General features: G+C 66.7%; 17 protein-coding genes. 7 read left to right on the top strand and 10 right to left on the bottom strand.

Annotated elements, in window-relative coordinates:
* Positions 1–8: 8 nt before the first annotated feature.
* Genes VQ065_RS19315 through VQ065_RS19305 form a run of 3 tightly spaced genes read right to left on the bottom strand, consistent with a single transcriptional unit; the run spans position 9 to position 4795 of the window.
* Positions 9–1598: an MFS transporter gene (locus VQ065_RS19315; protein ID WP_003090564.1), complete on the bottom strand. Its 1590-nt coding sequence runs from the start codon at positions 1596–1598 to the stop codon at positions 9–11.
* Positions 1599–1600: 2 nt separating this feature from the next.
* Entirely contained in the window at positions 1601–2908 is a 1308-nt protein-coding gene (locus tag VQ065_RS19310; protein WP_003090563.1) for an OprD family porin, read from the bottom strand.
* A gap of 48 nt (positions 2909–2956) precedes the next feature.
* A complete protein-coding gene (locus tag VQ065_RS19305) occupies positions 2957–4795 on the bottom strand; it encodes an amidohydrolase (RefSeq protein ID WP_003101513.1) in 1839 nt (612 codons plus the stop codon).
* 607 nt (positions 4796–5402) lie between these two features.
* On the opposite strand from VQ065_RS19305, the gene VQ065_RS19300 reads away from it, so the two are divergent.
* The 5 genes from VQ065_RS19300 (at position 5403) to VQ065_RS19280 (ending at position 9108) form a co-directional block, all read left to right on the top strand.
* Positions 5403–6083 (top strand): hydrolase, encoded by a 681-nt coding sequence (locus tag VQ065_RS19300; protein ID WP_003090561.1) that lies wholly within the window; start codon positions 5403–5405, stop codon positions 6081–6083.
* A 56-nt stretch (positions 6084–6139) separates the two neighbouring features.
* Positions 6140–6421: a XapX domain-containing protein gene (locus VQ065_RS19295; RefSeq protein WP_003090560.1), complete on the top strand. Its 282-nt coding sequence runs from the start codon at positions 6140–6142 to the stop codon at positions 6419–6421.
* Between the two features lie 169 nt (positions 6422–6590).
* Positions 6591–7484 carry a helix-turn-helix domain-containing protein gene (locus VQ065_RS19290; protein WP_023098565.1) on the top strand — a complete coding sequence of 298 codons (894 nt, stop codon included), beginning with the start codon at positions 6591–6593 and terminating at the stop codon, positions 7482–7484.
* Between the two features lie 113 nt (positions 7485–7597).
* Complete coding sequence (locus VQ065_RS19285) at positions 7598–8701, top strand: DUF1615 domain-containing protein (RefSeq protein WP_003090558.1); 1104 nt, start codon at positions 7598–7600, stop codon at positions 8699–8701.
* A gap of 80 nt (positions 8702–8781) precedes the next feature.
* Positions 8782–9108: a thioredoxin family protein gene (locus VQ065_RS19280; RefSeq protein ID WP_003090556.1), complete on the top strand. Its 327-nt coding sequence runs from the start codon at positions 8782–8784 to the stop codon at positions 9106–9108.
* A 27-nt stretch (positions 9109–9135) separates the two neighbouring features.
* Here the strand turns inward: VQ065_RS19280 and VQ065_RS19275 are convergent, their stop codons facing one another.
* Both VQ065_RS19275 and VQ065_RS19270 read right to left on the bottom strand, forming a co-directional pair.
* A complete protein-coding gene (locus VQ065_RS19275; RefSeq protein WP_003090555.1) occupies positions 9136–9636 on the bottom strand; it encodes an acyl-CoA thioesterase in 501 nt (166 codons plus the stop codon).
* 170 nt (positions 9637–9806) lie between these two features.
* The gene (locus VQ065_RS19270) at positions 9807–10331 is read right to left on the bottom strand and encodes an RrF2 family transcriptional regulator (protein WP_003090553.1); all 525 of its coding nucleotides are present in this window, start codon (positions 10329–10331) and stop codon (positions 9807–9809) included.
* Between the two features lie 268 nt (positions 10332–10599).
* Here VQ065_RS19270 and VQ065_RS19265 point away from each other — a divergent pair, with 268 nt between their 5' ends.
* Positions 10600–11805, top strand: a complete 1206-nt coding sequence (locus tag VQ065_RS19265; protein WP_003090551.1) for an NAD(P)/FAD-dependent oxidoreductase — start codon at positions 10600–10602, stop codon at positions 11803–11805.
* Positions 11806–11839: 34 nt separating this feature from the next.
* On the opposite strand, the gene VQ065_RS19260 is transcribed toward VQ065_RS19265, so the two are convergent.
* The 5 genes from VQ065_RS19260 to VQ065_RS19240 form a co-directional block, all read right to left on the bottom strand.
* On the bottom strand, positions 11840–12958 hold the full coding sequence (locus VQ065_RS19260; protein WP_003090550.1) for a hypothetical protein: 1119 nt from the start codon (positions 12956–12958) through the stop codon (positions 11840–11842).
* 340 nt (positions 12959–13298) lie between these two features.
* Positions 13299–14213 (bottom strand): ferric enterobactin esterase PfeE, encoded by a 915-nt coding sequence (pfeE, locus tag VQ065_RS19255; RefSeq protein ID WP_003090549.1) that lies wholly within the window; start codon positions 14211–14213, stop codon positions 13299–13301.
* Between the two features lie 19 nt (positions 14214–14232).
* The gene (pfeA, locus tag VQ065_RS19250) at positions 14233–16473 is read right to left on the bottom strand and encodes a siderophore enterobactin receptor PfeA (protein ID WP_003090548.1); all 2241 of its coding nucleotides are present in this window, start codon (positions 16471–16473) and stop codon (positions 14233–14235) included.
* A 98-nt stretch (positions 16474–16571) separates the two neighbouring features.
* Complete coding sequence (pfeS, locus tag VQ065_RS19245) at positions 16572–17912, bottom strand: two-component system sensor histidine kinase PfeS (protein WP_003090547.1); 1341 nt, start codon at positions 17910–17912, stop codon at positions 16572–16574.
* A complete protein-coding gene (locus VQ065_RS19240; RefSeq protein ID WP_003090546.1) occupies positions 17912–18628 on the bottom strand; it encodes a response regulator transcription factor in 717 nt (238 codons plus the stop codon). Before VQ065_RS19240 ends, pfeS begins: the two co-directional genes overlap by 1 nt.
* A gap of 265 nt (positions 18629–18893) precedes the next feature.
* Here VQ065_RS19240 and tssI point away from each other — a divergent pair, with 265 nt between their 5' ends.
* A complete protein-coding gene (gene tssI, locus VQ065_RS19235) occupies positions 18894–20963 on the top strand; it encodes a type VI secretion system tip protein TssI/VgrG (protein WP_009313976.1) in 2070 nt (689 codons plus the stop codon).
* Positions 20964–20984 lie beyond the last annotated feature (21 nt).

Here is a 20984-nt window from a genome sequence, read left to right as displayed (position 1 = left end):
CGGGAGGCTCAAGGCCTGGCCGCGCCGTGCAGGTAATGGCGGATGCGCACCTCCACGCCGGCGCTCTGGAAGCGCCGGGCGGCGGCCTCGACCCGCAACTCGCCGCGGGTCACCCGCTGGTGGTGGCGCAGGTGCTCCAGCCAGGATTCGTCGATGAAGAACTCCAGCCACAGGCGACGGTTGCCGCTGTCCTGGACCAGCCCCCAGGACACCGCGCCGTTGCGCCGACGCATGGCGCGCACCTCGACCATCGCCGCCTGGAATGCCGCGGCGTCCTGCGGGTCGATGTCGTACTCGAGGGTGACCATCACCGGGCCGCGTTCCTGGTCCACCTCTTCGTCGACCAGTGGTGCCGGCCAGTGCAGCGACGGCGCGAGGTCCTCGGCCTCGGTGACCGGCAGCCGGCAGCGCAGCGACGCGAACAGGCCGAGCAGCAGCGCGGCGCTGGCACAGAGCAGGGCGAAGGTGATCGACAGGTGGCTGGCGAGCAGACCCCACAGGGCGCCGCCGGCGGCCATGCTGCCGAAGAACACCAGGATGTAGACCGCCAGCGCGCGGGCGCGGACCCAGGCCGGCACGGAGGTCTGCGCGGCGACCTGCAGGCTGGAGAGCACGGCGATCCATGCCGCGCCGCTGAGCAGCATCACCGGCACCAGCAAATAGAGGTTGCGCAGCAGCGCCAGGGCCACCAGCACCAGTGCGTAGAGCACGCTGGAGAGCAGCACCAGGCGGTCGCTGCCGAGGCGTTCGCGCAGGCGCGGCAGGAACGCGGCGCCGAGCACCGCGCCGACGCCGACGCTGCCCAGCAGCAGGCCGAAGTCCATGGCGTTGCCATGCAGTTCGCCGCGCACGATCAGGGGCAGCAGCGACATGCCGGCGCTGGCGCCGAGGAAGAACGCCACCGCGCGCACCAACACCGATTGCAGCGGCCTCGAGCTGCGGCTGTAGCGCCAGCCGGCGCGCAGGGCGCCGAACAGGCGTTCCGCCGGCAACACCGAGGGCACGGCCTCGCGTTTCCAGGCCAGCAGCACGGCGATCACCGCGAAGAAGGAGAGGGCGTTGAGGGCGAAGGTCAGCCAGGGGCCGACCAGGCTCACCAGCACCCCGGCGATGGCCGGTCCGACCGCCCGCGCCAGGTTGACCCCGACACTGGACAGCGCCACCGCCGCCGGCAGTTCGTCCTTGCCCACCAGTTCCGGAGTGGTGGCGCTCCAGGCCGGCATCATCAGCGCGGTGCCGATGCCCATGCACAGGGTCAGGCCGAGCAGCAGCCAGACGCTGGTCAACTGGAGCAGGGTGAGGCTGGCCAGCAGGGTGGCCACCAAGGCCATCCACAATTGCACGCCGAGCAGGTAGCGGCGCTTGTCGACGATATCGGCGAGGGCGCCGGCCGGCAGGGCCAGGAAGAACATCGGCAGCGATCCGGCGACCTGCACCAGGGCCACGTTCAGCGGGCTGGCGGAAAGCGAGGTCATCAGCCAGCCGGCGCCCACCTCGTGCATCCAGGTGCCGATGTTCGAGGCGATGCTGGCCAGCCATAGCCAGCGGAAGGTGGCTTGGCGCAGGGGACTCCAGGGTGAGGCGGCGGGTGCGGTCATGGTCAGAGCGAGCCTTTGAGTGGGTATTCGACGATCAGGTAGAGGCGGTCGATGTCGTCGCCGGCCTGGGCCGCGTTGGCCCGGTGGCTGAGGTGCGAGACGTTCAGCGAGAGGTCCTTGAGCGGGCCCGAGGCGAACACGTAGCGCAGGTCGAGGTCGCGCTCCCAGTGCTTGCCGCCGCTGCCCTGCAAGGGCCGGTAGCGGCCATCGGCGCCCAGCGGGTTGTAGGCGCCGCCGGCCGGCGCATGGCTGCCGTCGATGGCGCGGCCGCTGACGTAACGCGCCATGAAGCTCAGCCCCGGCAGGCCGAACGGGGCCAGGTCGAGGTCGTAGCGGGCCTGCCAGGAGCGTTCGCCGGGACCGTTGAAATCGGCGTACTTGATCGAGTTGGCGAGGTAGATGGAGTCACCTCCGACGAAGTCGAACGGCGTATCCCCATGGACACGCTGGTAGGCCAGGGAGAAACCCTGCGCGCCGACGCGGTACTTCAGTTGCAGGCTGTAGGCCAGGGTGTCGATCGCGCCGGCCCGGCTGCGGCCCTGGTCGCGCGTGCGATAGAGGTTGCCATCCAGGCTGAACGCGGCACGTTGCAGGTTCATGTTGAGATAGACCTGGCGCCAGACGTTGTCCAGTTGCGCGGCGAACAGCGAGCCGCTCAGGTTGTCGCTGGCCGCCAGGCTGGCACCGGCGAAGCCGATGGCGCTGCCGGCGGTGCTCGCGCCGTAGCCGTCGAAGTCGCCATGGCCGGAGCTGGAGGCCTGTTCCTTGAAGGCGGTGAAGCGCCCGGCCTGGATCCGCACGCGGTCGAGGTCGTCGCTCTGCAGGAAGAAGCCCCTGGCGTACTGGGGTTGCAGGCGCTTGTCGCTGGTATCGAAGACCGGGGTCTCGACGGTCATCTCGCCGACCTTGAGCAGGCTCTCGCCGAGCCGCAGCTTGAGTGCGGCGCCGGCGTCGGAATACTCGCTGGCGTTATCGCCGGATGAGTCCAGCGGCAACAGGCCGGTGCCGGCATGGCCACGTCCGCCGTCGAGCTTGAAGCCAGCGAAGCCGTGGAGATCGAGGCCGAAACCGACGCGGCCGGGAGTATAGGCCGACTCCAGGTCGGCGATCAGGCCGTGTGCCCATTCCTTGCGGTAGCCGCGCCCGGCGTCAGCGCGGCGATAGTCGTTGTAGAGGAAGTAGTTGCGGTTGAGCAGGCGCCACTCCAGGTAGTCGGGTGCCTTGGCTTCCTCTGTCGCGGCGTGGCACGGCGAGGTGCCGCCCAGCGCCAGGAAAAGGGCCAGGCGGCCGACCGGTCGAACGCGGATCATCGGGAAAACTCCGGGCGAGGCGGGCCGCGAAGGGCCCGCCCGGGTACGTCAGAAAGCGAAGCAGGAACAGCCGAATGCGCCCCAGAAACCCTGGAAGTCGCTCACCGGTACGTTGGAGTGGCGCGCGCGGTTGTGCTCGTGGGCGTGTACCGCGCAGGCACCGACGCACTGGTGGACCTGGGCGGTCAGCGGCGCGCCTTGCCGCCAGTGGCCGGGTACCTTGGCCACCGGCGACCAGTCCGGCAGCACCGGCGGCGCCGGCGGACCGAGCTTGTCGAACTCGGCGGCGGCATAGACGACCTTGCCGTCGACCACCGTGAGCACCGACTCGATCCACTTGATGGCCTCTTCCTCGACGCCGAAGAAGTCCGCCGACAGCGCCGCCAGGTCGGCGAGCTGGCCAACCTTGATCTGTCCTTTCTTGCCCTGCTCGCTGGAGAACCAGGCGCTGCCGTGGGTGAACAGCTGCAACGCGGTTTCCCGCGGCAGGCCCTGCGGATACAGGGCCATGCCGCCGACGGTGCGGCCGCTGACCAGCCAGTACAGCGAGGTCCAGGGGTTGTAGCTGGAGACCCGGGTGGCGTCGGTGCCGGCACCCACCGGCACGCCCTCGGCGAGCATGCGCTGGATCGGCGGCGTGGCCTCGGCGGCCTTGGCACCGTAGCGGTCGACGAAGTACTCGCCCTGGAAGGCCATGCGGTCCTGGATCGCGATGCCGCCGCCGAGTGCCCGCACCCGCTCGATGTTGCGCGGGGTGATGGTCTCGGCGTGGTCGAAGAACCAGGGCAGGCCGTTGAACGGAATGTCGCGGTCGACCTTCTCGAACACGTCGAGCATCCGCGAGATCGATTCGTCGTAGGTGGCGTGCAGGCGGAACGGCCAGCGCTGCTCCACCAGGTGGCGGACCACCGGCTCCAGCTCCTGCTCCATGGTCTGCGGCAGGTCCGGGCGCGGTTCGAGGAAGTCCTCGAAGTCGGCGGCGGAGAACACTAGCATCTCGCCGGCGCCGTTGTGGCGGAAGAAATCGCTGCCCTGGCCGTACTTGACGCTGCCGGTCCAGTTCTTGAAGTCGGCGAGTTCTTCCTTCGGTTTCTGGGTGAACAGGTTGTAGGCGATGCGTACGGTGAGCTGGCCCTGGTCGGCCAGTTCGCGAATCACCTGGTAGTCGTCCGGGTAGTTCTGAAAGCCGCCGCCGGCGTCGATCGCGCTGGTCAGGCCGAGGCGGTTGAGTTCGCGCATGAACTGGCGGGTGGAGTTGACCTGGTACTCCAGCGGCAGCTTCGGTCCCTTGGCCAGGGTGGCGTAGAGAATCATCGCGTTGGGCCGGGCGATCAGCATGCCGGTGGGTTCGCCGCTGCTGTCGCGGACGATCTCGCCGCCGGGCGGGTTGGGCGTGTCCTTGGTGTAGCCGACCACGCGCAGGGCGGCGCGGTTGAGCAGGGCGCGATCGTACAGGTGGAGGACGAACACCGGGGTGTCCGGCGCGGCCTTGTTCAATTCCTCCAGGGTCGGCATGCGCTTCTCGGCGAACTGGAACTCGTTCCAGCCGCCGACCACCCGCACCCACTGGGGGCTGGGCGTGCGTTCGGCCTGGTTCTTGAGCATGCGCAAGGCGTCGGCCAGGGAGGGCACGCCTTCCCAGCGCAGCTCCAGGTTGTAGTTGAGGCCACCGCGGATCAGGTGCAGGTGCGAGTCGTTGAGACCGGGGATCACGGTGCGCTTCTGCAGGTCGATCACCTGGGTGGCGCTGCCGCGATGGAGCATCGCCTCGGCGTCGTTGCCGACGGCAAGGAACTTGCCGTCCTTGATCGCCACGGCGGTGGCGGTGGGGTTGTCGCGGTCCACGGTGTGGAAGCGGCCGTTGTGCAGGATCAGGTCGGCGGTCATGGAACCTCCTGGGTTGCTTGCGGGAGAAAGGCTGGCGGCGTTGGCGAAGGGCAGGGCGGACCACAGGACCCCGGCGGCGCCCAGCACCGAACTGGTAGTGAGGAAATGGCGGCGGTCCTTGCTCGGCGGATCGTGGCTCATGGCGTGCTCCTGGCAGCGGGGCGGAATCGGTCAGCGAGGGCGGCGGCGAGAGAGGCCACCGGACAGGATAGGTGCGGCGGGAAACGTACGGGACGAAAGAGCGGTTTTCCCGAATGACGCATCCTCCTGCAAGCGCAACTTGCTGGTGGTCGATAGCAAGTAAGGCGCGAGACATGCCCTGAACTTCATGGGGGCTTTTTCTTATAGGGCGGACTGTCGATTCTGCTAGCTGGTAATCCTTCTTTTATTGTCTCTGTGTGCGCTTTTTGTATGGATGTGTCGAATATTTTGAATATCGCCGTTCAACTTTATCCGGGGCCGCAGTTCAGTGATTTATTTTCTCGAAAAGTTTGTTTTTTCCAATATCCATGCTTCATAGTCTGGCCGGCCACGGGAAATTATCTGTTGGCCCGCGTGCTGTTGTGCGCAACAGCTGGAATTCATCGTTCGTTGTCAGGAAACAATCATGAGCCACTATCTCGAAGTTCTAACTCCGCAGAACAGCCAGATCATCTTCATCGACCAGCAGCCACAGATGGCATTCGGCGTACAGTCCATCGATCGCCAGACGCTGAAGAACAACGTAGTGGGCCTGGCCAAGGCGGCGAAGGTATTCGACATCCCGGTCACCATCACCACGGTGGAAACCGACAGCTTCTCCGGCCCGACCTATCCGGAGCTGCTGGCGGTGTTCCCCGAGCAGAAGATCCTCGAACGCACCTCGATGAACTCCTGGGACGACCAGAACGTGCGCGACTCGCTGGCCGCCGCGGGGCGCAAGAAGGTCGTGGTCGCCGGGCTGTGGACCGAGGTCTGCAACACCACCTTCGCCCTCTGCGCCATGCTCGAGGGCGGCTACGAGATCTACATGGTGGCCGATGCCTCGGGCGGCACCTCCAGCGACGCCCACAAGTACGCCATGGACCGCATGGTCCAGGCCGGCGTGGTACCGGTGACCTGGCAGCAGGTCCTGCTGGAGTGGCAGCGCGACTGGGCCCGCCGGGATACCTACGACGCCGTGATGGCCATCGCCAAGGAGCATTCCGGGGCCTACGGCATGGGCGTGGACTACGCCTACACCATGGTGCACAAGGCGCCCGAGCGGGTGACCCACGGCGAACGCATCGGCCCGAATCCGGCCAAGTGAATGCCGGCCGTGCCGCTCCGGCCCGCCGGGCGGCACGGCCGCGAAGGAGAACGAAGATGAAGCTCTACGTATTGTCGCTGGGCGCCGGACTGTTGGTGGGGATCGTCTACAGCCTGCTGCAGGTGCGTTCGCCGGCTCCGCCGCTGGTGGCGCTGGTGGGGTTGCTCGGCATCCTGCTCGGCGAGCAGGTCATCCCGGTCGGCAAGCAATTGCTCGGCGGTTGCGCGTTCGCCTCGGCCTGCGACAAGGCGGGTTCGGTCGGCCATGTGCTGGGGCAACTACCGGGTCGGCATCGCCTCGACCAGGCCGCTGGCCCGTCGGAACAGGAAAAGGGTTGAGCGTTATATCATCGAGTAACAGCGCAGTAATCTGGTAGTTATCTTCGTCGGTTAGATTTCCCCGGAACGGCTCCCTCGGATTAATCTCTGGGGGAGCTTTCGTGCGTCGTTTTTCGCGTCGAGAGAAAAGTGTCACGAGATCATCAGGCGCATGGAATCAGGGGGAGTCATGACTGTTGCCATAGACAGAACAAAGGGCGACCAATCCACGCCAGGGAACATCATAAGGGGAGAAGGGTACGCCTTGATTCGCAACAGTGAGGCGACTCCCGATCCGGACAAGGTGATCCATATTCCTTGTGCCGATTCGTTTTCCGTCATCGTGCAGTTGCGCGACTTCAACTCCCATCGTCTCTGGAATGGAAACAAACTGGTTTTCGATGGCGGACATCCGCGGAAAAGTATCTCCATCGCCTATCTTGGCGATGAAATAAAGTGCCAGCACCGGACAACTTACGACAATGTCCGCTTCATGTTGCCGCGCGCTTCGATAAAGGAGTTTCTCTACGAAGAAGGGCAACGCGCGTCCGCCGAGCCGGAGCGGATCATCGGTGTCGACGATCCGGTGGTCTATCACCTGGCGCTGGCGTTGCTGCCCAGTTTCGCCAGGGCGGGGGAGCGCAACGAGCTGTTCGTCGAACAGGTCATGCTGGCGCTGTTGACCCACGTTCAGGGTCGCTTCGCTTCGACCCAGGTCCCGGCCTGCACCGGCAAGGGCCTGGCGCCCTGGCAATTGCGCAGGGCCAAGGAGCTGATCGCCGGGCATCTGGCCGAGGGCGTATCGGTGGCGCGCCTGGCCGAGGAGTGCGGGCTCTCGCGCAGCTATTTCACCAAGGCTTTCAAGTGCAGCACCGGTGTTTCGCCCCACGAATGGCTGATGCGCATGCGCGTCGACCGGGCCAAGGAGCTGATGCTGGGCAGCGACGAACCGCTTTCGCAGATCGGCGTCGCCTGCGGCTTTTCCGACCAGCCGCATTTCTCGCGGATCTTTCTCCGGCTGGCCGGCGCCTCGCCCTCGACCTGGCGTCGGGTCAAGCGGCAGCGCACCGACGCAGCGCTGTGAACCGCGACCGTGCGTGACGGACGGTACGGAAGCCGCCGGATGCTCGGCTAGAATGCCCTGGCTTCGGCGGTCGCCACCGGCCGCCCACTTCGCAACGGAACAGGGAATCGCAGATGAAAGCAGTACGCCAGGGTCGCGGCGTAACGGGGTTGCTCATGCTCCTGGCGCTGGCCGGGTGCAGTTCGCGGTCGGCGGAGCCGCCGCCGCCCAACCCCGACGAAGTACGGGCGAAGATCGTCCGCCTGATGCCGGCCACGGTGCGCGATCGCCAAGGGTGGGCCAGCGATATCTACGCGGCCTTTTCCGCCCAGCAGGTCTACCCCAGCGACGAGAACCTCTGTGCGGTGCTGGCGGTGACCGAGCAGGAGTCCACCTACCAGGTCGACCCGCCGGTGGCCGGCCTGGGCAGGATCGCCACCCGCGAGGTCGAGCGCCGCGCCGGCAAGCTGCACGTGCCGGCGTTCCTGGTCAGCTCGGCGCTGAATATCAAGTCGCCCGATGGCCGCACCTACAGCCAGCGCCTGGCCGCGGCGCGCACGGAGAAGGAACTGAGCGAGACATTCGACGATTTCATCGCCATCGTGCCCATGGGCGGCAAGCTGTTCGGCGGCTTCAACCCGGTACACACCGGCGGGCCGATGCAGGTCAGCATCGCTTTCGCCGAGCAGCACGCGGACGGCTATCCCTATCCGCTGGACGGCAGCATCCGCCGCGAGGTGTTCAGCCGGCGCGGCGGCATGTATTTCGGCATCGCCCACCTGCTTGGCTATCCGGCGGACTACCCGGCGCCGCTGTACCGCTTCGCCGACTTCAACGCCGGCTGGTATGCCAGTCGCAACGCCGCGTTCCAGAGCGCGGTGAGTCGCGTCTCGGGGATTCCGCTGGCGCTGGATGGCGATCTGATCCGCTACGGTACGCGCACGCCGGGCTCCACCGAACTGGCCGTGCGCAGCCTCGGCAAGCGCCTGGACATGAGCGACGCGGCGATCCGCCGGGCGCTGGAGCAGGGCGACAGCCCGGAGTTCGCCGACAGCGCGCTGTACCGCAAGGTCTTCGCCCTGGCCGAAAGCGCCACCGGCAAGACGCTGCCCCGCGCCGTGCTGCCGGGGATCGCCCTGGAGAGCCCGAAGATCACCCGCAAGCTGACCACCGCCTGGTTCGCCAAGCGCGTCGACGAACGCTACCAGCGCTGCATGGCGCGCGTGCAGAAACGCTGAGTCCATCGTCGCGCGGGTCGAACCTGGCGCCGCCGCGGGAGTCTGCCGTCCTGTCAGCCAAGCTCATGGAGAAGCAGCGTATGAAGACCCGATACAGCGCCGAGGCACCGGCGCGCGACGAACTGGACCGGCTCGCCGGTCCGACGCTGGTGGAGTTCGGTACCGACTGGTGCGGCCATTGCCAGGCCGCCCAGCTGCTGCTGGCGGAAGTATTCGACGACTATCCGGAGGTCGGCCACCTGAAGGTCGAGGACGGTCCCGGGCGCCGCCTGGGGCGCTCGTTCCAGGTCAAGCTGTGGCCGACCTTCGTCTTTCTTCGCGACGGCCGGGAGGTGGCGCGGGTAGTCCGCCCCGGCAGCGCCAGCGTGCTGGAAGAAGCGTTCGAGAGCCTGGTCGGCGAGGGCTGAGGACCCGGCCCGCGGGCCGGGCGGCGTTCAGGCCGGCATCGCGTGATCCACCTGTTCGCGGATCTCCTGGTAGCGCAGTTCCATCAGCTTGCGCTGCTCGCGCCGGGCCAGGGCCTGGGCGTAGCGGCGTTTCTCGATCGCGGTCTCCGGTTCCAGCGGACGCACCGCCACCGGCCGGCGCTGGTCGTCCATCGCCACCATGGTGAAGAAGCAACTGTTGGTATGGCGCACGGTGCGCTCGTGGATGTTCTCGGTCATCACCTTCACCCCGACCTCCATCGAAGTGCGCCCGGTGTAGTTCACCGAGGCGAGGAAGGTCACCAGTTCGCCGACATGGATCGGCTCGCGGAAGATCACCTGATCCACCGACAGGGTCACCACGTAGCGTCCGGCGTAGCGCTTGGCGCAGGCAAAGGCCACTTCGTCGAGGAGCTTGAGCAGCGCGCCGCCGTGGACGTTGCCGGAGAAGTTCGCCTTGTCGGGGGTCATGAGCACGCTCATGGTCAGTTGGTAGCTGCCAGGTTCCATCGTTCACCTATCACGCAAGTTGGTCACGGGCCATTGCAGTGGGCCGGCGGCCGCTCTGCGGCGGCCTCTGGCGATAGGGTAGGGAGAAACGCCGGCGCGATTAGCACCGCAGTCGACAATGGTGTTTTCCGCGAAACGGGCTTGCGGCGCCGCTCCGTATGCGCCAAGGGCTAGTCGCGGGAGCCGCCGCGTCCTTCCCGGCTGGCATCCATCCAGCGCAGCACTTCTTCGCCGAACTCCGGTGGCGCGATACGCCCCACCCGGCGTACCAGGTCGAGGATGGTCTGCTGGGCCAGCGCTTCTTCCATGCGCTTCTGCGCGGTGAGCATCACCGCGTGGATCGAGCAGGTGTTGCGGGTCGCCCAGGAAGGCGGGTTGCCTTCGAAGATCGCGCAGCGCTCGCGGACCTCGCGGCATTCGAAGATCGATTTGTCGCCGTCGATGGCGCGGACCACGTCGAGCACGCTGATTTCGTTGGCCGGCCGTGCCAGGCGGAAGCCACCGCGCACGCCTTCGGTGGCAGCCACCAGGCCGGCCTTGGCCAGGCGGGTGAAGACCTTGGCCAGCAGTTCCGGCGGCACGCCCTGCAACTCGGCGAGGGTGCGTACGCTGGACTCGCGGCTGTCGCCTTTCTCGTCGGCGAGGAACAACAGGCAGTGGATGCCGTATTCGACGCCGGCGCTATAGAGAGCCATCACTAACTCCGACAGAAATATTCGCAATATTCTGCGCGGTTTTCAGGCCGCTCACAAGGACAGGTCGTTCGCTGTCTTCCGCCTCGAAGCGCTCTATCTCCGATCCTTTTCGTATGTTTTCGACGTCTTTTCCTCTCTTTCACGGCGAGGGGCGATTGCCTGTCGGAACGCTTTTCGGGGATTGATCTTCTTAACTACGACAAATATAGTCGTAGTTACGGAGAGGCTTTTCTCCGGATATCCCGTCCTTTCCCTCCAGGAGCCCCCAATGAAACAACGTATCCTGATCGTCGGTGCCGGATTCGCCGGCATGTGGAGCGCGCTGAGCGCAGTGCGCCAGCTCGACCGCCAGGGCCGCGACGACGTCGAGGTCGCGGTGCTCGCGCCGCAGCCCGAGCTGCGCATCCGCCCGCGTTTCTACGAGCCTGACGTGCAGCGCATGGCGGCGCCGCTGGGCGAATTGTTCGCCGCGGTCGGCGTGCGTTTCGTGCAGGGCAGCGCGCAGCGCATCGACGTGGCCGGCAAGCGAGTGGAGTACCGCGATGCCGAGGGCACGCTGGCGCAGCTGGACTACGACCGCCTGGTGCTGGCGGCCGGCAGCGGCGTGTGGCGTCCGGCGAGTGTCGTCGGCATCGACGCGGCCTTCGATGTCGACCAGTTGGAAGACGCCCTGCGCCTGGAGGCACACCTGCATGCCCTGCGCGACTTGCCGGATTCGCCGGCACGCAACACCGTGGTGGTCGCCGGCGGCGGCTTCACCGGCATCGAGACCGCCACCGAGATGCCGGCGCGCCTGCGGGCGATCCTCGGCGAGAAAGCGGCGCTGCGAGTGATCGTGGTCGACCGCGGCGCCGCCATCGGCGCATCGATGGGCGCGGACCTGAGCGGCTTGATCGCCGAGGCCTCGGCGGAACTGGGCGTGGAGTGGTGCCTGGGGCGTTCGGTGGCGGCGGTGGATGCCGAGGGCGTGACGCTCGACGACGGCCAGCGGATCGAGGCGAAGACCGTGGTCTGGACCGTGGGCGTGCGGGCCAGCACCCTGACCGGGCAGATTCCGGGCGAGCGCGATGCCCAGGGTCGCCTGCATGTCGACCGCAACCTCAAGGTGCTCGGTCTCGACGATGTCTACGCCACCGGCGACGTGGCCCGCGCGGCTACCGACGACCTCGGCAACCATGCCCTGATGACCTGCCAGCACGCCATCGCCCTGGGTCGCTCGGCCGGCAATAACGTGGCCGCCGACCTGCTCGGCGTCGAGCCGATTCCCTACAGCCAGGTGAAGTACGTGACCTGTCTCGACCTCGGCGGCTGGGGCGCGGTGTTCACCGAGGGCTGGGACCGCCAGGTACGGTTCGTGCGCGAGGAGGGCAAGAAGATCAAGACCGAGATCAATGGCGTGTGGATCTACCCGCCGGCGGCGGACCGCGCCGTGGCGCTGGCGGCGGCCGACCCGCTGATTCCGGTGGTGGCCTGAATCCTGGCCGGACGGGGCTGGAGGAGGCGCTCGCCTACTGGGCTGGCGCCGTCTCCGCAGCCATGAGCTTGAGGCTTTGCTCCAGCACCTTGGCGAACGTGTCCGGTGGGACATCCGCGCGACCCAGTTGTTCAAGGAATGCAGCGGTCGCGGTGGAAACGTCCTGCGCCGAGGCTTGCTCATGGTCTTCGCGGGCAACCCGTACCAGCAACCAGGAGCCGCCTCGATAGAGTTGCCTGGTCTTCGCTTCGACCAGCAGGGGATTGTGGGACCCGGTGGACACTGTCAACTGCCCGAAGGCCGGCAGGCGGTCACGCTGCTCCATTCTCACGAAGGCGTAGTACCCCTCGCGCAAGGGAGCCCGGCTGCTGATGCTGGTCCCGTTGCGTGGCTGCGTATCCGTTTTCCGCGTGCGTCCCTGGTACGGCGGATCGAACTCCATCTGGTAGCGAAGTTCGACGTCGTCGCCGTTGGCGCTGAGCAGCGCGTCGCCGAGGCTGTTCAGCAGATTGAGAACCGGCGTGCCGGGGGCGTAGGAGGCGCTGCCGACCTTGGCCAGCTCCTGCAGGAGCTTGCGGCTCTGTTTGTTCTCGTTCTCGTCCAGTTCGAGTATCGCCAGGTCGACGAAGAAGGTCCCGCCGTCGTAGGTCTTCGGACCGTAGATCGGGATGTTGAGCGCGTTGATCAATTGGCCGCTCTCGCGGATGTCCTCGTTGTAATAGACAACCCGGCCGTTGCGCTTGATGTCGGCGGGATTGAAGCTGAGGCCGTTGGAGGTCGCACCGCGTTCGCCGGCACTGGCGGTGATGGCGATCTCGCCCTGAGTGCTGCGCGCATTGTCGAACAGGCTGCCGTCGCCACCGGTGCAGAGGCTGGATTCCTTGTTGCCGCTCGCCAGAAGGTCGCCATTGCCTTTCTCCTCGCGAAAATCGCAGAGGTAGGCCGCGATCAGCTTGATCGACAGGGCTTCGCCCTTTTCGATGGCGGTCGTCGAGTTGCGTCCGGACGGTAGGAAGATGCTGCTCATCGCACGCTTGTCCGGGCTGTGCGCTACCTGTGTCGCCCCCTCGTTATGTTGCAGGCTGCTGGAGCAACCGCCGACCAGCAGCAGGCTGATGGCGTAGAGAGTATTGCCGCGTCCTTTGCCGTTCATGTCGTCCTTCCTGATTCGATGCCTCTTCTGTTTGCAACGCTAGATCAGATTCGAGTGATGGCAAGTTGGCATTGCTGGCAGGATTCCTGCGCTGCTCATGTGAGCGGGGCTTGAGGGGTGGGAGAGCCGGGGATCGCGAGGACAAAAGGCTTCGGGATAGCTCCTCTTCCCAACGCCGCAGAGGGTTGCAGTGGAGGCGTTTCCGGGGTCGGTGTCCGGAGGACGCAGCCCTTTCGGTAGGAAGAAGAGCCGCCAGGCGGTTGTCCTTCAATCCGACCTTCTCTCGCGGGCGGAAGAAAGGGACGGCGTAAGCGTAAAGGGCTCCTGGGAGCGTGCGCCTTCAGCGCTGGCGTTCCACCGCCGGACGGGCGAGCAGAAGGCGCAACGAGGCCCCCAGCGTTTCGCCATGACCCAGGCCGTCGAGCGGCTGGAAGTCCAGCGTGAGCCCGGCAACCCGGCGCAGGTCATCTACCAGCCGCGCCATCGCCTGGCCCGGCTCGGCTTTCAGCGAGCCGCGCGGGCTGGCCGGTTCGGCGCTGCCGCGCCAGAGCAGGAGTTCCGCGCGCTTTCCGCGCAGGCGCTGTTCGAGCCCCGCTCGTTCGCCGAGGATCGCCCCGTCGCGCCACCACAGCGACGGGCTGGCCGCGGCGTAGCGGGCGAACTCGCCGGGACGGGTGAACAGTGCGTGGAGCACCAGCAGGCCGCCGTAGGAGTGTCCCCAGAGGGTTTGCCGCGCAGTGTCCAGGGGCGCCTGCGCCGCCACGGCCGGGCGCATGCCGTCGCGCAGCAGGTCGAGGAAGGCGTCGGCGCCACCGCTGGGCAGGCCGTTGAGTGGGTCGCGCTGATCGGCCTGGCCGGGACTCGCGGGGGTGTAGTCGAAGGTACGCCCGGCGCGGTCGATGCGCAGCGGCGTGCGGTAGCCGATGGCGACCAGCAGCGGTGCGTCGCCGTCGGCCAGGCGTCTCAGGGTTGACTCGTCGAGGGCGCCGACGGCGGCGTTGCCGTCGAGCATCCAGACCACCGGGTAGCCGGCGGCGGGCGGTGCCTGCAGCGGTCGGCCGAGCCACAGCCGGTAATGCCGCTGGCCATCGACGGAGTCCAGGTCCACGGCGCTGAAGCGATAGGGCAGGTCCTGGCGTTGCAGCAGGCTGCGGTCCATGGTCGCCTCGGGGTCCGGTTGCGCCAGCGGCGCGCCGCCGGGCAGGGCCGCCGCCAGGGCGAGGCCCAGGGCGGCGACGAGCAGGGAGGTTCTCATCAGGCTTTCTCGTTATGGCTCAGAACGACGCGGTCAGGCTGGTATAGAAGGTCCGTCCGGGCTCGTTGTAGGTCGCCGCGCCGGCCCCGTCGATGCCGACCACGCCCTGGGCATTGCCGGCGCGGAACAGGCGCTTGTCGAACAGGTTGTCGACGCCGGCGCCGAGGCTCAGGTTCTTGCTCAACCGATAGGTGCCGCCGAGGCCGGCGATGGCGTAGGGCGAGAGCTGGTCGTTGGCGCTGCCGGTGACACGGTCGCCGTGATAGTCGTATTTCTTCGGCTTCTGCTTGCCGTACCAGGTGACCGTGGCTTGCAGCGAGAGGTCGTCGGTGGCCTGCCAGTCGAGCATCGAGTTGAGGGTGTAGCGCGGCGTCACCGAGAGCACGTCGCCGGTTTCCTTGTTCTTCGATTGCAGCATGTAGGTGAAGTTGTTGCTCCACTTCAGGCCGTCGGCCAGGGGCAGGGTCAGGGTGCCTTCGAGGCCCTCGACCACCGCCTTGGGCACGTTCTCCCACTGGTAGATCGCCGCGTTGGCGTAGTCGCCCTTGCCGCCGCTGGCGTGGTCGACCGGTGACAGGCCGGATTCGATCTTGTTCTTGTAGTCGTTGCGGAAGTAGGTCAGCCCCGCTACCAGGCCGTCGTGGCTGTACTCGATGCCCAGTTCCTTGTTCACGCTGGTCTCGGCCTTGAGGCCGTCGTTGCCGCGCAGGTAGCAACTGGTGCTTTGCCCGTAGCAACCCTGGCCACGGCTGTAGAGCAGGTAGTCGGGGTTCAGCTGGTACAGGTTGGGGGCCTTGTAGGCGCGGGCGATACCGGCCTTCAGGGTGACCCGCTCGGTGAGCGCGTGGGACAGGTTCAGCGATGGGCTCCAGTTGTCGCCGACGATGTCGTGGTGGTCCCAACGCAGGCCTGGGGTGAGCATGGTGCCGGGCATCAGCTCGATGTTGTCCTCGGCGAACAGCGAGAAGATCCGCGCCGAGGAACTGCTGCTGCGGTTCTTTCCGGCGAGACCGGGGATCGAGCCGCCTTCCTCGGTGTTCTGGGTGTTGGAGCTGGGGTCGTCGAGCTTCTGCTCGGTCCACTCGCTGCCGAGGGTCAGGGTCTGCTCGTAGCCCAGGTGCAGCGGCAGGTTGACCTCGCCGTGGGCGGTCAGGTCGCGCAGGGTGGCGGTGTAGAAGCCGGCGTTGTTGGGGTCGAAGATACCTTCGGTGCCGCCGGCCAGGCCTTCGTTGATCCGGCTGTTGCGGGTCTTCTCGTACTGCAGGTAGGCCAGCGAGCTGCCGAAGTCCCATTCGCCGCGATGGGTGACCGAGTAGGTCTCGCGGTACATGCGGTTGGTCTCGTGGCCGAGCATCTGCTTCACGTAGTTGTTGCTGTTGGTGTTCTGCGTGTCGCCGGTGTAGATGTTGCCCTGGCGGCTGAAGCCGGCCTCGAACTCGAGAGTCTGCTCGGGCGTCAGGCGCCAGCTGAGCAGCCCGTCGATGTCCTTGTTGCGCACGCCTTCGCGACCGGCGGGGAGGGTGCCGGCCTGCTTGCCGGTGCGGTTGGATTCGTGGCCGGCGTTGATGTCCCAGTCGTCCGAGTCGGTCTTGGCGATGTTGCCGTAGACGCGGTAGCTGAGATTTTCCGTGAGCGGCCCGTTGAGACCGAAGCTCATCCGTTCGCTGGCGCCTTCGGCCTTGTGCTGCGGGAAATTGCTGTAGACGCTGAGATTACCGTGGGTTTCCGCGCCGGCCTGCTTGGTGATGATGTTCACCACGCCGCCCGCCGCGCCGTTGCCGTAGCGCGCCGCCGCCGGGCCGCGGATCACTTCGATGCGCTCGACCTGGTCGGCCGGCACCCAGTTGGTGTCGCCGCGGCTGTCGCGCTCGCCGCGCCAGCCGTAGCGCACCGAGTTGCGCGAGCTGACCGGCTTGCCGTCGACCAGGATCAGGGTGTTCTCCGGGCCCATGCCGCGGATGTCGATCTGCCGGTTGTTGCCACGCTGGCCGCTGGAGCTGTTGCCGGTCAGGTTGACCCCCGGCATGGTCCGGATGATCTGCGACAGGTCGTTGCTCGGCGGTCGCTTGGCGATGTCCTCGGCGGTGATGATGGAAACTCCCGGCGCCTGCTTGGTTTCCTCCTGGGCGGTGGCGACCACGGTCTGCTCGCCCAGCTCGATGACGGAGCCGTCGCCCTGGCCGGCGGCGTGTACGGCGTTGGCGAGCAGGCAACTGGACAGCAGCAGGAAGGGAACGGCGGGAAGGGCGCGTGAGGACATCGGTGATCTCCGGGCAATGCAGCGAAATGCAAGAGATCACGAATGATATTGATTGTTATTTGAGAGTAAAGCGCATTAACTTTCTAAACACTTCGCCCTCAGGCGGCCGCCGGCAGCCACAGGTGCAGGCACAATCCGGGCTTGCCGTTGCTGGCCCAGAGCCGGCCGCCCTGTAGCTCGATGGCGCGCCGGGCGATCGCCAGGCCGAGGCCGAAACCTTCGCCGGCGCTATCGTCCAGGCGCTGGTAGGGGAGGAAGATGCGTTCCAACTGGTCTTCCGCCACGCCAGGGCCCTGGTCCTGCAGGCGCAGGTGCCAGAAGTCGCCCTCGCGCTCGCCGTCGAGGCTGACCGTGCCGTTCTCGGGCGAGTGACGGATGGCGTTGCGCAGGAGGTTCTCCATGGCCTGGGCCAGGCTGTCCAGGTGGACCTCGACGCGACAGTCGACGCCCAAGCGGCAGGGTAGCCGCGCCGGGTCCCAGCCGCTTTCGAAACAGGCGTCATCGCGCAGCGCTTCCCACACCGACAGCGCCAGCACCGGCTCGGTGGGCAGTTGCGGGCGCTCGGTGTCCATCCAGGCGAGGTCGAGGGTGTCTTCCAGCAGTCGTTGCATGTCGCCGATTTCGCGATCCAGGCGCTGGCGCAACTGTTCCGGCGGTAGCTCGCTGTCGTGGGCGATGCGCAGGCGCGCCAGCGGCGTGCGCAGTTCGTGGGACAGGGTGCGCAGCAGCAGGCGCTGCTGGGCGAGACTCAGGCGCAGGCGCTCGGCCATGTGCTCCAGGGCCTGGGCCAGCTCGCCCAGTTCGTCGCGGCGGGCCGCCAGCGGTGCGGCGAGGGGAGTGCTTTCCAGTTCGTCGGCGCGCAGGGCGTCGGCGCGATCGCGCAAGCGGTTCAGCGGCACCACCAGGTGGCGATAGAGCAGCAGGCCGAGCAGGGCGGCCAGCAGGGTCGGGACTATGCCGTGGGTGACCAGGTGGGTCCAGGGGGTCAGTCCGCCGGGCAGCAGGCGCTCCGGTAACTGGATTACCAGCCGGCCCTGCTCGGGATGTCCGGGGAACTCGATGCTGACGTACGGCAGTTCGTCCTGCAGGCGCCGGCTCATCGGCCAGTCGAGCTTGCGCATGAAGGTCAGGTGGCTCGACTCCTCGGCGCTTAGCGGCGTGCTGCCGAGGCTTTCCAGGTGCGGTCCGACCAGCGCCACCCAGGTATCTTCCTTCGCCGACAGTTCCTTGCGGAAGCGTTCGGCGCCCGCGGCGCCCTCTCTGCGCCAGGCATCCTCCGCCTGCCGCGCGTAATCCGCCAGGTAGTGGCGGTCGGCCGGGGCGAGGAAGTAGGTGCTGCGCTCCACCGACAGGCCCCAGGTGTAGATCAGCCAGGTCAGCAGCAGGCAGAAGCCGACCTGCAGCAGCGCCAGTTTCCATAACAGCGGGTGCCTGCGCATCAGGGGTGTTCCGTCTCCACCAGCAGGTAGCCCTGGCCGCGCACCGCCTGGATCTGCAGGTGACGGACGGCGACCGCGGCGAGCTTGCGCCGCAGGTTGCAGACGTGCACGTCGAGACCGCGGTCGAGGCGCGTGTAGCTGCGGTGCAGCACGCTCCGGTAGAGGAACGGCTTGCTCAGCGCCTCGCCAGCGTGTTCGCGGAGCGTCGCCAGGAGGCGGTACTCGGATGGCGTCAGCCCCGCCGGAAGGCCCTGGTGGAGCACATCCTGGGCCTGGTCGTCGAACACCAGCCGGGTATCCCGCCGCTGCGCCGACGGCAGGCGGTCCAGTCGTACGCGGCGCAGCAGGGCGTCGGTGCGGGCATCCAGCTCGGCCAGGCTGAACGGCTTCGGCAGGTAGTCGTCGGCGCCGCGGGTGAAGCCGCTGATGCGATCCTGTTCGGCGCCCAGGGCCGACATCAGCATCACCGGCGTGGCCTGCTCGCGGCGCAGCGACTCCAGCAGGGCCAGGCCGTCGAGGCTGGGCAGCATGATGTCCAGCAACACCAGGTCGAACGCTTCGCGCCCGGCGGCTTCCAGCCCGTGCGAGCCATCGCCGCAGACGGTCACGCGGAAGCCGCGCTGGCGGAAATGCGCGTCGAGATCCTCGCGCAGACGCGGGTCGTCTTCGACCAGCAGCAGGCGGGGAGATGGGTTTGAGATATGAGAATGATTCACGTTCGTGAATATCTCATTTTTGCCGGGTATCGGGCAATGGGCCAATGCGCCGCAGCGTGCTCGGAGCGGAAATACTTTTCGACAAAGCCGTCGTTGCTTCGGTTTTTTTTCTGGCTTAGGGTCGGCGGGTCCGCAGGAGGCGGGCAGGGGTGTCGTGGCTATTGGCTAGCCTTTCGCGACGGCACGGGGTTGTACGATCATCTGGCGCGCTGCTGGCGCGTTGTTCGGGCCGCCCGCCGCAGGTGACTATCAAGGAAGATTTCCCATGCTGTTCTCCCAACACACCCGCCTGGTACACGTGGACTCCCCGCTGGGCCCCGAGGTCCTGCAACTGCAACGGCTGGAGGGTCGCGAAGAGCTGGGCCGGCTGTTCAGCCACGAGCTCGAACTGGTCTCGAGCAATCCCGCCTTGCCTCTGGATGCCCTATTGGGCAAGCCGATGAGCCTCGCGCTGGAACTCCCCGGCGGCAGCCGGCGGCACTTCCACGGCATCGTCGCGCGCTGTAGCCAGGGCGCCGGCGCCGGCCAGTTCGCCAGCTACCAGGTCACCCTGCGCCCCTGGCTGTGGCTGCTGACGCGCACTTCGGACTGCCGCATCTTCCAGAACCAGAAGGTCCCGGACATCATCAAGCAGGTGTTCCGCGACCTCGGCTTCTCCGACTTCGAGGACGCCCTGAGCCGCTCCTACCGAGAGTGGGAATACTGTGTGCAATACCGCGAGACCAGCTTCGATTTCGTCAGCCGGTTGATGGAACAGGAAGGCATCTACTACTGGTTCCGCCACGAAAAGAAGCGCCACATCCTGGTGCTCTCCGATGCCTACGGCGCGCACCACAGCCCGGCCGGCTACACCAGCGTGCCCTATTACCCGCCGAGCCTCGGCCATCGCGAGCGCGACCACTTCTTCGACTGGCACATGGCGCGCGAGGTCCAGCCCGGCTCGCTGAGCCTCAACGACTACGACTTCCAGCGTCCCGGCACCCGCCTGGAAGTGCGCTCCAATGTCGGGCGCGCCCATGCCGCGGCCGACTACCCGCTCTACGACTACCCTGGCGAGTATGTGCAGAGCCAGGACGGCGAACACTATGCACGGACCCGCATCGAGGCGATCCAGACCCAGTACGAGCGAGTTCGCCTGCGGGGATGCGCCAGGGGTATCGGGGCGGGCCATCTGTTCCACCTGAGCAACTACCCGCGCCTGGACCAGAACCGCGAATACCTGGTGGTTGGCGCCGAGTACCGGGTAGTCCAGGAACTCTACGAGACCGGTAATGGCGGGGGCGGCGCGCAGTTCGAGAGCGAGCTGGACTGTATCGACGCCGGCCAGGCTTTCCGCCCCTTGCCGTCGACCCCGGTGCCGGTGGTGCGCGGCCCGCAGACCGCGGTGGTGGTCGGGCCCAAGGGCGAGGAGATCTGGACCGACCAGTACGGCCGGGTCAAGGTGCATTTCCATTGGGACCGCCACGACCAGTCCAACGAGAACAGCTCCTGCTGGATGCGCGTCTCGCAGGCCTGGGCCGGGAAGAACTGGGGCTCGATCCAGATCCCGCGGATCGGCCAGGAAGTGATCGTCAGCTTCCTCGAAGGCGACCCGGACCGGCCGATCATCACCGGGCGGGTCTACAACGCCGAGCAGACGGTGCCCTACGAGCTGCCGGCGAACGCTACCCAGAGCGGCACCAAGAGCCGTTCGAGCAAGGGCGGCACGCCGGCCAACTTCAACGAGATCCGCATGGAGGACAAGAAGGGCGCCGAGCAGTTGTTCATCCATGCCGAGAGGAACCAGGACATCGAGGTCGAGAACGACGAGACCCACTGGGTCGGCCACGACCGGACCAAGACTATCGACCACGACGAGACGGTGCATGTGAAGCACGATCGCACCGAGACCGTGGACAACAACGAGACCATCACCGTGCATGCCAACCGCAGCAAGACGGTCGACCGCAACGAGACGGTCAGGATCGGCATGAACAAGACGGAAACCATCCTCATGGCCTCGTTGCAGAACGTCGGCATGGGGCGCATGGAAAACGTCGGGCTCGGCTACAGCCTGAACGTCGGCATGATGATGAACACCGTGGTCGGGCTGAACCAGAGCACCCAGGTGATGAAGAAGAAGACCTTGTCGGTGGGCGATAGCTACGAAGTGAGCGTGGGCGGCAGCGACGATGGCTCGAAGATCACCCTGGACGGTCAGAGCATCACCCTCGGCAGCCAGCGCATCGAGCTGACCGCCGACCGCGAGATCCTCTTGCGCTGCGGCCAGAGCACGATCCGCCTGACGCCGGGGGAGATCGAGATCCTCTCGCCCAATGTCGATATCAACTGTTGAGCGGCGGGCAGATGTCCTGTC

This window comes from Pseudomonas sp. KBN10P06128, from assembly GCF_037574945.1.
Classification (GTDB): Bacteria; Pseudomonadota; Gammaproteobacteria; order Pseudomonadales; family Pseudomonadaceae; genus Pseudomonas; species Pseudomonas aeruginosa.
Note: the sequence above shows the minus strand (reverse complement) of the source record. Positions and strands in the feature narration are given on the sequence as shown.

Excerpts from the sequence above, each read along its gene's own strand:
- pfeA (WP_003090548.1), bottom strand. The coding sequence starts at position 16,473 with ATGTCCTCACGCGCCCTTCCCGCCGTTCCCTTCCTGCTGCTGTCCAGT.
- VQ065_RS19265 (WP_003090551.1), top strand. The coding sequence starts at position 10,600 with ATGAAACAACGTATCCTGATCGTCGGTGCCGGATTCGCCGGCATGTGG.
- VQ065_RS19270 (WP_003090553.1), bottom strand. The coding sequence starts at position 10,331 with ATGGCTCTCTATAGCGCCGGCGTCGAATACGGCATCCACTGCCTGTTG.
- tssI (WP_009313976.1), top strand. The coding sequence starts at position 18,894 with ATGCTGTTCTCCCAACACACCCGCCTGGTACACGTGGACTCCCCGCTG.
- VQ065_RS19295 (WP_003090560.1), top strand. The coding sequence starts at position 6,140 with ATGAAGCTCTACGTATTGTCGCTGGGCGCCGGACTGTTGGTGGGGATC.
- VQ065_RS19285 (WP_003090558.1), top strand. The coding sequence starts at position 7,598 with ATGAAAGCAGTACGCCAGGGTCGCGGCGTAACGGGGTTGCTCATGCTC.
- VQ065_RS19310 (WP_003090563.1), bottom strand. The coding sequence starts at position 2,908 with ATGATCCGCGTTCGACCGGTCGGCCGCCTGGCCCTTTTCCTGGCGCTG.
- VQ065_RS19305 (WP_003101513.1), bottom strand. The coding sequence starts at position 4,795 with ATGACCGCCGACCTGATCCTGCACAACGGCCGCTTCCACACCGTGGAC.
- pfeS (WP_003090547.1), bottom strand. The coding sequence starts at position 17,912 with ATGCGCAGGCACCCGCTGTTATGGAAACTGGCGCTGCTGCAGGTCGGC.
- VQ065_RS19275 (WP_003090555.1), bottom strand. The coding sequence starts at position 9,636 with ATGGAACCTGGCAGCTACCAACTGACCATGAGCGTGCTCATGACCCCC.
- VQ065_RS19290 (WP_023098565.1), top strand. The coding sequence starts at position 6,591 with ATGACTGTTGCCATAGACAGAACAAAGGGCGACCAATCCACGCCAGGG.
- pfeE (WP_003090549.1), bottom strand. The coding sequence starts at position 14,213 with ATGAGAACCTCCCTGCTCGTCGCCGCCCTGGGCCTCGCCCTGGCGGCG.
- VQ065_RS19300 (WP_003090561.1), top strand. The coding sequence starts at position 5,403 with ATGAGCCACTATCTCGAAGTTCTAACTCCGCAGAACAGCCAGATCATC.
- VQ065_RS19315 (WP_003090564.1), bottom strand. The coding sequence starts at position 1,598 with ATGACCGCACCCGCCGCCTCACCCTGGAGTCCCCTGCGCCAAGCCACC.
- VQ065_RS19260 (WP_003090550.1), bottom strand. The coding sequence starts at position 12,958 with ATGAACGGCAAAGGACGCGGCAATACTCTCTACGCCATCAGCCTGCTG.
- VQ065_RS19280 (WP_003090556.1), top strand. The coding sequence starts at position 8,782 with ATGAAGACCCGATACAGCGCCGAGGCACCGGCGCGCGACGAACTGGAC.